Annotated in this window: 7 protein-coding genes; 5 read left to right on the top strand and 2 right to left on the bottom strand. The window is 68.3% G+C overall.

Going from position 1 to position 12,739, the window contains the following annotated elements; translation table 11 throughout:
• Positions 1–46: 46 nt before the first annotated feature.
• On the bottom strand, positions 47–1,276 hold the full coding sequence (locus tag OG504_RS15595; protein WP_405990383.1) for a trypsin-like serine peptidase: 1,230 nt from the start codon (positions 1,274–1,276) through the stop codon (positions 47–49).
• A 518-nt stretch (positions 1,277–1,794) separates the two neighbouring features.
• Between OG504_RS15595 and OG504_RS15590 the strand changes: the two genes are divergently transcribed.
• The 3 genes from OG504_RS15590 (at position 1,795) to OG504_RS15580 (ending at position 7,611) form a co-directional block, all read left to right on the top strand.
• Positions 1,795–4,020: an IucA/IucC family protein gene (locus tag OG504_RS15590; protein WP_405990382.1), complete on the top strand. Its 2,226-nt coding sequence runs from the start codon at positions 1,795–1,797 to the stop codon at positions 4,018–4,020.
• A gap of 165 nt (positions 4,021–4,185) precedes the next feature.
• Positions 4,186–5,166: a GNAT family N-acetyltransferase gene (locus tag OG504_RS15585; protein WP_405990381.1), complete on the top strand. Its 981-nt coding sequence runs from the start codon at positions 4,186–4,188 to the stop codon at positions 5,164–5,166.
• Positions 5,167–5,628: 462 nt separating this feature from the next.
• Positions 5,629–7,611 carry an ATP-dependent DNA helicase gene (locus OG504_RS15580; protein ID WP_405990380.1) on the top strand — a complete coding sequence of 661 codons (1,983 nt, stop codon included), beginning with the start codon at positions 5,629–5,631 and terminating at the stop codon, positions 7,609–7,611.
• 170 nt (positions 7,612–7,781) lie between these two features.
• On the opposite strand, the gene lexA is transcribed toward OG504_RS15580, so the two are convergent.
• Positions 7,782–8,561, bottom strand: coding sequence for a transcriptional repressor LexA (gene lexA, locus OG504_RS15575; protein ID WP_366493388.1), 780 nt, complete (start codon positions 8,559–8,561; stop codon positions 7,782–7,784).
• Between the two features lie 565 nt (positions 8,562–9,126).
• Here lexA and nrdR point away from each other — a divergent pair.
• Both nrdR and OG504_RS15565 read left to right on the top strand, forming a co-directional pair.
• The gene (nrdR, locus tag OG504_RS15570; RefSeq protein WP_405990379.1) at positions 9,127–9,678 is read left to right on the top strand and encodes a transcriptional regulator NrdR; all 552 of its coding nucleotides are present in this window, start codon (positions 9,127–9,129) and stop codon (positions 9,676–9,678) included.
• 165 nt (positions 9,679–9,843) lie between these two features.
• Positions 9,844–12,738, top strand: coding sequence for a vitamin B12-dependent ribonucleotide reductase (locus tag OG504_RS15565; protein ID WP_405990378.1), 2,895 nt, complete (start codon positions 9,844–9,846; stop codon positions 12,736–12,738).
• The last annotated feature ends 1 nt before the right edge of the window (position 12,739 follow it).

Raw genomic sequence — 12,739 nt, 5'->3', positions numbered from 1 at the left:
AGACACCCCGCCGACGTCTGTCCCCCGACTGTGCCTGCCGTCGCGCCTACTGGCCGGCGAACTTCTTGCTGACCGAGTCGTACACGCCCTTGGCCACATCGCCCAGCCGCGGACCCGCCAGCCAGCCCGAAGTCACCGGCCCGATCGAGGTGTTGGACACCAGCGTCGGCTTGCCGTCGGAGCCCGTCTCGACCCAGCCGCCACCGGACGAACCGCCGGTCATGCTGCAGCCGATGCGGTACATCGTCGGGTCCGAGGTGTTGATCGACAGCCGCCCCGGCTTGTCCGTGCACTGGTAGAGCGTCGAACCGTCGTACGGCTTCGCCTCGGGGTAGCCGGTCGCCGTGATGCTGGACACCTTCAGCACGGCCGGCGCGTTGAAGTTCACCGGCAGCGCCGAACCGACCGTCTCCTCAAGGGACTTGCCCCCATTGCCCTTCTCGGGCGTCACATGGATCACGGCGTAGTCGTATGACGAACCCTGCCCGCCCGTCTCACCGCCCTGGTCGATCCACTGCTGCGAGGTCTGCGCCCAGTCACCCCACCAGACACCGTAGGGAGCGACCTGGTCCCTGGTCGCGGTCTCCAACTGCGCAGTCTTCATGCCCGCGTTGTTGTACGACGGCACGAACGCGATGTTGCGGTACCAGCCGCCCTTCTTGCCGGCGTGCACGCAATGGCCCGCCGTCCACACCAGATTGGATTTGCCCGGGTGCGCCGGGTCCTCCACGACCGTCGCCGAGCAGACCATCGTGCCCTCGGGGGAGTCGAAGAACACCTTGCCCGCCGTCGCCGCGTTGACGTGATAGGTGGGTGACACGGCCTTCGCGTTCACCACCGTGGGCGTTGGGTCGGTCACGCCCTGGTCACCGGAGATGTCGTTGGTGTCGACGCCCGTGTCCGGGTCGTTGGCGTCGCGCATCCGGCCGGAACTCCACAGTCCCTTGATGATCGGGTTGATGTAGTCGTCGGCCTCGCGCAGCCAGTCGTCCCTGTTCCAGTTCTTCCAGGCGCCGCCCTTCCACTTGTCGATGTCGATCCCGTGCTCTTTGAGCTTGTCCCTGATGTCGTCCGGGATCTTGATCTTGCCGTCACCGGTGTCACTGCTGGTGGCGGACGCGGTGGACTTGCCGTCGGCTTTCGTGTCACTGGAACCGCACGCGGTCGCGGTGAGCGCGAGCGCCGAGGCGAGGGCAACTGCGGCCAGCACGGAGGAGGTTCCGCGACGCGCGCCCCTCCCACGACGGGTGGTGAAGGACGGCCGTATCGATCGCATGGTCTTGACTCCCCCTGGGTGAACGGATGTTGCGCTTCCAGCTGTCATCTCAGCCGGAACGGCACCACACACTATGCGCTCGCTGTGGGGGACTTCCCACGGGACGGCAACGGTTCCGTCACGGCAAGGATCTTGGGGCAACCCGTAACTCCGTGGGCGGTGCGGGGTTGGTAGCGAGGGGGCCTGCTGTCGACGCGCGGTGTCCTGCGCTTGTGCGGGCCGGCTTGGCGGTGTGTCTGCGGTGGGGCGGGAGGGCGGCCTTGGGGCGTCGGTCGATGGGCGGGCGGTACGAGAGCGTCCTGCGGAAGCGCATCGGTGCATGGACTGGCCCGCGCCGGTACGCCGACCGGTCGCCACCGGCATGTCGAGGTGACTGATCCGGAAGGCGTAGCGCCATCGGACACCAACGCGGTTGATCTGCAGCACCAGTTGCAGAGCATTCAAGATCAACGCCCGCCAGAACAACGGGACTTGACCCCACGCGACTCCCACTCCGAAACCCCTCCCGAGGAACAGTCTTGAACTCCACGCCCACCTCTGACGGCCACTCCTATGAGGCGAGTCCTCGACACATGCAGACTCTGGCGTCGGCGCTGGCGTCGGCGTCGGCCGAGTCCGTTCCCCGGCAGCAGCCCCGGAGCCCGGAAGCAGGTCAGCCGTGCGGTGCAACCGCTGACCTCCTGGAGCACCCCGACCCCCATACCGCCGCCCAGGCCGCAGCCGTCGAGAACCTCCTGCGTTGCTGGGTACGCGAAACGAACCTCCCCGCCCCCACCAACGGCATCCTCCGCATCCCGCTCCCCGCCAGCGGCACGGCCCTGCACGCCCTGGTCCGCTACTGGTCCCCGACGGGCTGGCACCGCTTCGGCCTTCCGTACCTGTCCGACGCTCACCATGGCGCACCGCCCGCCGACGCGGTGACGGTCGCGGCGTTGCTCGCCCGGGAGACGGCGGTGCGCGACAGTGGCCCGGTAACGGGTGCTGACGCGGCGGCCGTTGCCTCTGAGGGAGCGGTGTCGCAGGGGCTCGGCCGCGTTGCCGGGGGCGTCGACGTGTCGGCACTTCCCGGCGCCACCTCGGTTGTTGACGGGGCGGCGACTGCGGCAGCGACCAGGGCACCCGGAACACCATCCGCACCAGCACCCGCGACGGCACCCGAAACCGCACCCGAAACCGTGACCGACCTGGTGGCCCGTGTAGCCGACTCCGTCCGCCGTACCGTCACCTTCGTCACCGACCGCCGCGCGCACCCGGCCGACGGCCCCGATCTCTTCCTCTCCGCCGAACAGGCACTCCTGCTCGGCCACCCGTTGCACCCGACCCCGAAGAGCCGCGAGGGACTCTCCGAGACCGAAGCCCGCCTGTACTCACCGGAGTTGCGTGGCTCCTTCCCGCTGCACTGGCTGGCTGTGGCCCCTTCCGTACTCGCCACTGACTCGGCCTGGACCGAGCGGGGCCGACCTGTCCCGGCCGCCCACCTCACGGCCCGACTCGCCGGCTCCGAACTGCCGTTGCCCGAAGGCCATGCCGCGCTTCCCCTTCACCCGTGGCAGTGGCGCGAGATCCAACACCGCACCGATATCGCGGCCTTGCTCGACGTCGGCCTGCTCCAGGACCTCGGCACCCATGGTGCCCCGTGGCACCCCACCTCCTCCGTACGAACCGTCCACCGATCCGGCGCCCCCGCCATGCTCAAGCTGTCCCTGGGTCTCCGCATCACCAACTCCCGCCGTGAGAACCTCCGCAAGGAACTCCACCGAGGCGTCGAGGTGCACCGCCTGCTGCGCACGGGCCTGTCCCAGCAGTGGCATGCCGCCCACTCGGGCTTCGACATCGTCCGCGACCCGGCCTGGCTGGCCGTCGACGCGTTGGACGAGTGCGGTGCCGACTCGAAGGGGAGCGGTTCCGATCGCGTCGGCCATGGCGAGCGAGATGCCCGGGTGCCCTTGGCCGGAATCGACATGGTGATCCGCCACAACCCGTTCAGCGCGTCCGACGACGTGTCCTGCATCGCCGGGCTCGTCGCACTCCGGCCGTACGCCGGGCGGAGCGCCAGCGTCGGCGGACCGGCGGCAACCTCGCACACCAACCAGACCGACCACTCCGCGTCCGGCGCACCGCTGTTGCGGTCCCGTCTGGCCGAGGTCGTCACGGGTCTCGCCGCGCGAACCGGCCGGTCACGTGGAGCCGTCGCCGCCGAGTGGTTCCTGCGCTATCTGGAGCAGGTCGTCCGTCCCGTGCTTTGGCTGGACAGCGAGGCGGGGATCGCCCTGGAGGCGCACCAGCAGAACACCCTGCTTCTGCTAAACGGTGAAGGCTGGCCCGTGGGCGGCCGTTACCGCGACAACCAGGGCTACTACTTCCGAGCATCTCGGCGCGCGGAACTCGACGCCCGACTGCCCGGCATCGGCGAACACAGCGACACCTTCGTCTCCGACGAGGTCACCGACGAACGCTTCGCGTACTACCTCGCGATCAACAACGTGCTCGGTCTCATCGGAGCGTTCGGTTCGCAACGTCTCGCCGACGAGCGGTTGTTGCTCTCCGCCTTCCGCCGCTTCCTGGGAGACGTGGCCTCCGGTCCCGCCCGGCTGCGCACCTCCCTGCCGGCCCGCCTGCTCGACTCACCCGTCCTGCGCTGCAAGGCCAACCTGCTGACCCGACTGCACGGCCTCGACGAACTCATCGGCCCGGTCGACACCCAGTCCGTCTACGTCACCATCGCGAATCCCCTTCGTTCTTGACCGTTGCCGTTGCCCTCGCCGGGTTCGAATGCCACCAGCTTGTTCAGAACTCGGCCGTCGCCGACCCCCTTCCATCCCGACCACTACCAATCAGCCCTGATCACCGCCAACGCCCTTCGCCCCTGAGGAACATGACCCACCCCATCTCCTGAGAGGAGCGCCACCGTGCCTCCCACCGATGTGAGCGCCGACACTGCGACTGCCCCCGGCTCCGACCCAGGCACCAGCGCGAGTGCGAGCCAGAGTCCGGGCCTGGATGGCGAGGACACCCTCGACCTTCGCCTGCCCGAGGAGTTCATCGCGCTCTGCGCCGAGGCGGACGCGGCCGAGGCGGTAGACCTTCGCGCGGTAGCTCACCGTGCGGCGTCCCACGACGCGGTAGACCACCCCGCATCCGCGCCTTGTGCGGCCACCCCCGACGAGCCCGACACCATCGGGCTACGGAACCAGACGGAGGGCACGGAAGTCACGGCCCAGCCCAACTCCGCTGCCCAGCCCAACTCCGTCGTCCCGCCAGACGTAGATGTCCCGCCTAGCTCTGGCCTCTCGCCCAACTCCTATATCCCGCCCGGCGACGACCTCCTCGACCGCGTCGCGGCCTGGGGGCCGACCCACACTCCCGCAGGCACCTTCCATCTCCTCCCCGTCCGCATGGAACGCGACCTTCCGCTGATCAGCCGCTGGATGAACGACCCCGCTGTCGCGGAGTTCTGGGAACTGGCCGGCCCTCAGGCGCTGACCGAGGACCACCTGCGCGCCCAACTCACCGGTGACGGACGCAGCGTTCCCTGTCTCGGCGTGCTGGACGGCACCCCGATGAGCTACTGGGAGATCTACCGGGCGGACCTCGACGCATTGGCCCGCCATTACCCGGCCCGACCACACGACACCGGCATCCACCTTCTTATCGGCAACGTCACCGACCGAGGACGAGGACTGGGCGTCACCCTCCTCCGGGCCGTCGCCGACCTCGTACTCGACAAGCGCTCCGCCTGCGCCCGCATCGTCGCGGAACCCGACATTCGCAACACCCCTTCCGTAGCCGCTTTTCTGGGCGCCGGTTTCCGGTTCTCCGCCGAGGTCGACCTGCCCGCCAAGCGGGCCGCCCTCATGGTCCGAGACCGTTCCTTGCGTGATCTGCTGTAGCGCCACGTGGCAGCGCCATCACTTTTGGTACACCGCTCGGTCCGATCGGGTTCCCACTCCCTCGAATCGGATTCCTACCTTCATGCCTCGACCCGACCGACCCGACCGACCGCACTCACTGCCAGAACCCACCCCGAACTGACCGGACTCCCGAACAATCCGAGCCCACCCTGCCGAATCAATCCCAGCTCCCCGAACCAATCCCCAGCTCCCCGAACCCATCCGACCTCACCCCCAACAACCCGAGCCCACCTCGAACCGAACCAGCTTCAACCCGCACCCAGTCCGCCTCCGAACCAACCCCCTCCGCCCCGAATCGATCTGCACATGCCCTGGCCCGAACCGACCCGATCCCCATCCGGACAAAACCCACCCCCACCCAAAAGCCGCCGGTCCAGACCCACCCCCTCCCTCCGCCTTGATCGCCCGGCTGTCAGTCCCGCCCCGTAGGCTGGTTGCGCTATGACGAAGCCCTCACTCCCCGAACTCCTGCATGCTGCCGTCACTGCCGTCGGCGGTTCGGAGCGCCCCGGCCAGGTGACCATGGCCGAAGCCGTCGCGGAGGCGATCGACGACGGTTCCCATCTGCTGGTCCAGGCCGGCACCGGCACCGGAAAGTCGCTCGGCTACCTCGTGCCCGCGCTCGCGCACGGGGAGCGTGTGGTCGTCGCGACCGCCACGCTCGCGCTCCAGCGCCAGCTGGTGGAGCGCGACCTGCCGCGCACGGTCGACGCCCTGCATCCCCTGCTGCGCCGCCGTCCCCAGTACGCGATGCTCAAGGGCAGGTCGAACTACCTGTGCCTGCATCGTCTCCACGAGGGCATGCCGCAGGACGAGGAGGAGGGCCTCTTCGACCAGTTCGAGGCGGCCGCCCCCACCAGCAAGCTGGGCCAGGACCTGCTGCGGTTGCGCGACTGGACGGACGAGACCGAGACCGGCGATCGGGACGACCTCACGCCCGGAGTCTCCGACCGCGCGTGGGCGCAGATCTCGGTGTCCTCGCGCGAGTGCCTCGGTGCCCAGAAGTGCGCCTACGGGGCGGAGTGTTTCGCAGAGGCGGCCCGCGAGCGAGCCAAGCTCGCCGACGTCGTCGTCACGAACCACGCGCTGCTCGCGATCGACGCCATCGAGGGTGCTCCCGTCCTCCCGCAGCATGAAGTGCTAATCGTCGACGAGGCGCATGAATTGGTCTCCAGGGTCACCGGAGTTGCCACCGGCGAGCTCACCCCCGGCCAGGTCAACCGCGCGGTGCGCCGTGCTGCGAAGCTGGCCAACGAGAAGGCCGCCGACCAGCTCCAGACCGCCGCCGAGGGCTTCGAGCGGCTGATGGAGCTCGCCCTGCCGGGCCGCCTGGAGGAGATCCCGGAGGACCTCGGTTACGCCCTCATGGCGCTGCGCGACGCCTGCCGTACGGTGATCTCCGCGATCGGCGCCACCCGCGACAAGTCCGTGCAGGACGAGGACGCGGTCCGCAAACAGGCGCTGGCCTCCGTGGAATCCGTCCACGACGTGGCGGAGCGCATCACCAACGGCTCCGAGTGGGACGTCGTCTGGTACGAACGCCACGACCGCTTCGGTGCCTCCCTGCGCGTTGCCCCCATGTCGGTGTCGGGCCTGCTGAGGGAGAAGCTCTTCACGGACCGCTCGGTGACCCTGACCTCCGCGACCCTGAAGCTCGGCGGCGACTTCAACGGCGTAGGCGCCTCCCTGGGCCTCGCCCCCGAAGGCACCGCCGGCGACGACCTGCCGCACTGGAAGGGCGTCGACGTGGGCTCGCCCTTCGACTACCCGAAGCAGGGCATCCTGTACGTAGCCAAGCACCTCGCACGCCCCGCGCGGGACGGCGATCGGGCCGACATGCTGGACGAGCTGACGGAGCTGATCCAGGCGGCCGGCGGTCGCACCCTGGGCCTCTTCTCCTCGATGCGGGGCGCCCAGCTCGCCGCCGAGGAGCTGCGTTCCCGCATCCCCGAGTACCCGATCCTGCTCCAGGGCGAGGAGACGCTCGGCGAGCTGATCAAGAACTTCGCGGCCGACCCGAAGACCTGTCTCTTCGGCACGCTGTCACTCTGGCAGGGTGTCGACGTCCCCGGAGCCAGCTGCCAGCTCGTCGTCATGGACAAGATCCCGTTCCCGCGCCCGGACGACCCGCTGATGAGCGCTCGCCAGAAGGCAGTTGAGGACGCCGGGGGCAACGGCTTCATGGCCGTGGCCGCCACGCATGCGGCGCTTCTCATGGCCCAGGGAGCCGGCCGCCTCGTCCGCGCGTCGGGGGACCGAGGCGTGGTCGCCGTCCTCGACCAGCGGCTCGCAACCGCCCGCTACGGCAGCTATCTCAAGGCGTCACTGCCCGACTTCTGGTACACCACGGACCGTAACCAGGCTCGGAGGTCGCTGGCCGCGATCGACGCGAAGGCGAAGCAGGAGGAGGTCGAAGCGGAGTGATCCGGGGCGGTGTTGGCCCGGTGCGCCGGGTCAACACGGGATCGACGACAGGCACCAGATCGGGATCCAGCCGTCACCGGGGTCGGGACAGCACAGGACCCCGGAACCGGCGCAGGGGTCCCGGGGTCCGGTCAGGAGGCCGGGCCGATGAGGCCCGCCCGCCGCAGCCGTCACACGCGCCGCAGCACTGCCACCACCTTGCCGAGGATCGTCGCGTCGTCGCCGGGGATCGGTTCGTAGGCCGAGTTGTGCGGGAGGAGCCAGACGTGGCCGTCCTCGCGCTTGAAGCGCTTGACGGTGGCCTCGCCCTCGAGCATGGCGGCGACGATGTCACCGTTCTCGGCGACCGGCTGGCGGCGAACGGTGACCCAGTCCCCGTCGCAGATCGCGGCCTCGATCATCGAGTCACCGACGACCTTGAGGACGAACAGCTCACCGTCACCGACCAGTTGGCGGGGGAGGGGGAAGACGTCCTCGACCGACTCCTCGGCGAGGATCGGGCCACCGGCGGCGATCCGGCCCACCAAGGGGACGTACGACGCGGCGGGCTTGCCCGCGGTGTCCGTGGGCTGCACCGACGAGGACTGGTCGCTGCCGCGGACCTCGTACGCGCGCGGGCGGTGCGGGTCGCGGCGCAGGAAGCCCTTGCGCTCCAGTGCCATCAGCTGGTGTGCGACCGAGGACGTGCTGGACAGGCCCACGGCCTGGCCGATCTCGCGCATCGACGGCGGGTATCCCCGTCGCTGCACCGAGTCCCTGATGACCTCGATCACCCGGCGCTGCCGGTCCGTGAGCCCCGAGCTGTCCGCCCGGATACCGGGAGGTCGGCCCGGCAGGGAGCGCTTTTGTCCCTCGGGATTCGCGGCTTCGTTCATTGCATGCACCGGCTCGAGTCGGCCCTGGGAGCGATCCTGGGCAGTGATGGTGGCACTGTCTGCGGTGGTGGTCACGTCGGCCCCTCTCGATGGTCTCCCTGCTGGACAACGGTAGTTGCTTTCGAAAGGTTGCGCCAAACACACGTTCGAGTGAAAAAGTGCAGATAGCCTGTCGCGATCATGCGTCTGGGTGTATGGCTAACGCGGCACCTGGCGGACAAAAGAGCTCATTGTTGTACTCTTCGCCGCCGTGGTGGTGACCTCGTGGGTTGTCGCCTCAGTCTGCCACCCGGTGTCCCGGCGGTCGGGGGCCGGTCCCGTTCTGTGCGGGAGTCCCACGTCTCCTCCGTGCCGCGCTCACGGTATCTCCGTAAGTGGCCTGGCGGTACGGCTGTGCGCCCGCGTGTTCGGGGTGGCGGGACGGTCGTATGGCACATGCCAATACGGGCGCGACACGCGCGTACGGCGTGTTTGTGTGAGCCAATCACCACATCTAGTGGTTGGATTGCGACAGCAGCCCAGAAGTTGTGGTCCCCCGGGTCTCCAGCGTCTCGGTCATCGCCTATGCTTGGGGCTGCTTCGAGAGGCCCAAGGGGTCTCACGAGGCTATTGAGTCTGCTGCGAGGGAGGGTTGGAGACCATGCACTGCCCCTTCTGCAGGCACCCCGACAGCCGTGTCGTCGACAGCCGTACGACCGACGACGGCACGTCGATCCGCCGGCGCCGCCAGTGCCCTGATTGCTCCCGTCGTTTCACGACCGTGGAGACGTGCTCGCTCATGGTGGTCAAGCGGTCCGGAGTCACCGAGCCTTTCAGTCGTACCAAGGTCATCAACGGTGTGCGCAAGGCATGCCAGGGACGGCCTGTCACCGAGGACGCACTCGCCCAGCTCGGCCAGCGGGTCGAGGAGGCGGTGCGGGCCACCGGAAGCGCCGAACTGACCACCCATGACGTCGGGCTGGCCATACTCGGCCCGTTGCAGGAACTCGACCTCGTCGCCTATCTGCGATTCGCCTCCGTCTACAGGGCGTTCAACTCCCTTGAGGACTTCGAGGCCGCGATCGTGGAGCTGCGCGAAGTGACCCCAGGTACCGCCGCGGACGACGAAGACGCGGCATCGGGGAGCCAGGAAGACGACGGCGGGAGCGGGGGGACTGTTCAGGTCCCCGTGCCCGCCCACTCCGCCGACTGACCGACGGGCAGGAACCGGGCGGAGACCCCGGGTCCGGTCGGACAGCGGCGTACCAGGACTTGTCGCGGAGCCATGAGCGTGTGGGCTGCCGTGACATCAGACAAACACTCTGCCACGGGAACATCGTGGCATTTTCGGGCGTTTTTGCCTGTAGAGGGAGGCGGCATGACAGAGACGGCGAGCGGTCCGGCACGAGGTTCCCGCGCGAAGGGGACCAAGGCCACCAAGGGACTGCGCATCGAGCGTATTCACACCACCCCCGGCGTGCATCCGTACGACGAGGTGGAGTGGGAGCGTCGTGACGTCGTCATGACCAACTGGCGCGACGGCTCGGTCAATTTCGAGCAGCGTGGCGTCGAGTTCCCCGCCGAATGGGCGGTGAACGCGGTCAACATCGTCACCAGCAAGTACTTCCGCGGTGCCGTGGGCACCCCGCAGCGAGAGGTGAGCCTCAAGCAGCTCATCGACCGCATCGTGAAGACGTATCGGAAGGCCGGCGAGGACCACAAGTACTTCGCCTCGCCCGCCGACGCCGAGATCTTCGAGCACGAGCTGGCGTACGCCCTCCTGCACCAGGTCTTCAGCTTCAACAGCCCCGTGTGGTTCAACGTGGGCACCCCGCAGCCCCAGCAGGTCTCGGCCTGCTTCATCCTGGCCGTCGACGACTCCATGGAGTCCATCCTCGACTGGTACAAGGAAGAGGGCATGATCTTCAAGGGCGGTTCCGGCGCGGGCCTGAACCTGTCCCGCATCCGCTCCTCCAAGGAGCTGCTCTCCTCCGGTGGCAACGCCTCGGGTCCGGTCTCCTTCATGCGTGGCGCCGACGCCTCCGCGGGAACCATCAAGTCCGGTGGCGCCACCCGCCGCGCGGCCAAGATGGTCATCCTGGACGTCGACCACCCCGACATCGAGGACTTCATCCAGACCAAGGTCAAGGAAGAAGAGAAGATCCGCGCCCTCCGTGACGCGGGCTTCGACATGGACCTGGGCGGCGACGACATCACGTCGGTGCAGTACCAGAACGCCAACAACTCGGTCCGCGTGAACGACACGTTCATGAAGGCCGTGGAGAACGGCGACAAGTTCGGCCTGACGTCCCGCATGACCGGCGAGGTCATCGAGGAGGTCGACGCCAAGGAGCTCTTCCGCAAGATGGCCGAGGCCGCCTGGGCCTGCGCCGACCCGGGCATCCAGTACGACGACACCATCAACCAGTGGCACACGTGCCCGGAGTCCGGCCGTATCAACGGCTCGAACCCGTGCAGCGAGTACATGCACCTGGACAACACGTCCTGCAACCTCGCCTCGCTGAACCTGATGAAGTTCCTGAAGGACGACGGAAAGGGCCTCCAGTCCTTCGAGGTCGAGCGCTTCGCCAAGGTCGTCGAGCTCGTCATCACCGCGATGGACATCTCCATCTGCTTCGCGGACTTCCCGACACAGAAGATCGGCGAGAACACACGCGCGTTCCGCCAGCTCGGCATCGGCTACGCCAACCTCGGCGCCCTGCTGATGGCGACCGGCCACGCCTACGACTCCGACGGCGGCCGTGCCCTCGCCGGTGCCATCACCTCCCTGATGACCGGCACCTCGTACAAGCGCTCCGCCGAACTCGCCGCGGTCGTCGGCCCGTACGACGGCTACGCCCGCAACGAGCAGCCGCACCTGCGTGTCATGAAGCAGCACGCCGACGCCAACGCCGTGGCCCCGCGCGCGGACGACCTGGACACGCCCATCTGGGCCGCGGCCACGGAGTCCTGGCAGGACGTGCTGCGCCTCGGCGAGAAGAACGGTTTCCGTAACTCGCAGGCGTCCGTCATCGCCCCGACCGGCACCATCGGTCTCGCGATGTCCTGCGACACCACCGGACTTGAGCCCGACCTCGCCCTGGTCAAGTTCAAGAAGCTGGTCGGCGGCGGCTCGATGCAGATCGTCAACGGCACCGTCCCGCAGGCCCTGCGTCGTATGGGCTACCAGGAGGAGCAGATCGAGGCGATCGTCGCCCACATCGCCGACAACGGCAATGTGATCGACGCCCCGGGTCTCAAGCAGGAGCACTACGAGGTCTTCGACTGTGCCATGGGCGAGCGTTCCATCTCCGCGATGGGCCACGTCCGCATGATGGCCGCGATCCAGCCCTGGATCTCCGGCGCGCTCTCCAAGACGGTCAACCTGCCGGAGACGGCGACCGTCGAGGACGTCGAAGAGGTCTACTTCGAGGCGTGGAAGCTGGGCGTCAAGGCGCTCGCGATCTACCGCGACAACTGCAAGGTCGGCCAGCCCCTCTCCGCGAAGACCAAGGAGAAGGAGAAGGTCGAGGTCACCGCCAAGGCCGAGGAGACCATCCGCACCACGGTCGAGAAGGTCGTCGAGTACCGCCCCGTCCGCAAGCGTCTGCCCAAGGGCCGCCCGGGCATCACGACCTCCTTCACGGTCGGCGGCGCCGAGGGCTACATGACCGCCAACTCCTACCCGGACGACGGTCTCGGCGAGGTCTTCCTGAAGATGTCGAAGCAGGGCTCGACCCTCGCGGGCATGATGGACGCCTTCTCGATCGCCGTCTCCGTAGGCCTGCAGTACGGCGTGCCCCTCGAGACGTACGTCTCGAAGTTCACGAACATGCGCTTCGAGCCGGCCGGTATGACGGACGACCCGGACGTGCGAATGGCACAGTCGATCGTCGACTACATCTTCCGTCGCCTGGCGCTCGACTTCCTCCCCTTCGAGACGCGCTCCGCACTCGGCATCCACTCCGCCGAGGAGCGTCAGCGTCACCTGGAGACCGGTTCGTACGAGCCGACCGAGGACGAGGTCGACGTCGAGGGCCTGGCCCAGTCGGCGCCGCGCGCCCAGGAGTTGAAGGCCGTGGCCGCGCCGAAGGCCGTGGCCGAGGCGGTCAAGCCCGCCCCGCAGCAGGCGCACACCAGCGCCGAGCTGGTGGAGATGCAGCTGGGCATCCAGGCCGACGCCCCGCTCTGCTTCTCCTGCGGTACGAAGATGCAGCGGGCCGGTTCCTGCTACATCTGCGAGGGGTGCGGCTCGACCAGCGGCTGCAGCTGAT

The sequence above is a fragment of the Streptomyces sp. NBC_00986 genome (assembly GCF_045162565.1).
In the GTDB taxonomy this organism is placed as follows: domain Bacteria; phylum Actinomycetota; class Actinomycetes; order Streptomycetales; family Streptomycetaceae; genus Streptomyces.
The sequence above is the reverse complement of the archived record's forward strand: the minus strand, read 5'-3'. Positions and strand labels throughout refer to the sequence as shown.

What these genes read in the sequence shown, in the direction of transcription:
- OG504_RS15565 (WP_405990378.1), top strand. Translation starts at nt 9,844, where the DNA reads ATGACAGAGACGGCGAGCGGTCCGGCACGAGGTTCCCGCGCGAAGGGG.
- OG504_RS15580 (WP_405990380.1), top strand. Translation starts at nt 5,629, where the DNA reads ATGACGAAGCCCTCACTCCCCGAACTCCTGCATGCTGCCGTCACTGCC.
- OG504_RS15595 (WP_405990383.1), bottom strand. Translation starts at nt 1,276, where the DNA reads ATGCGATCGATACGGCCGTCCTTCACCACCCGTCGTGGGAGGGGCGCG.
- nrdR (WP_405990379.1), top strand. Translation starts at nt 9,127, where the DNA reads ATGCACTGCCCCTTCTGCAGGCACCCCGACAGCCGTGTCGTCGACAGC.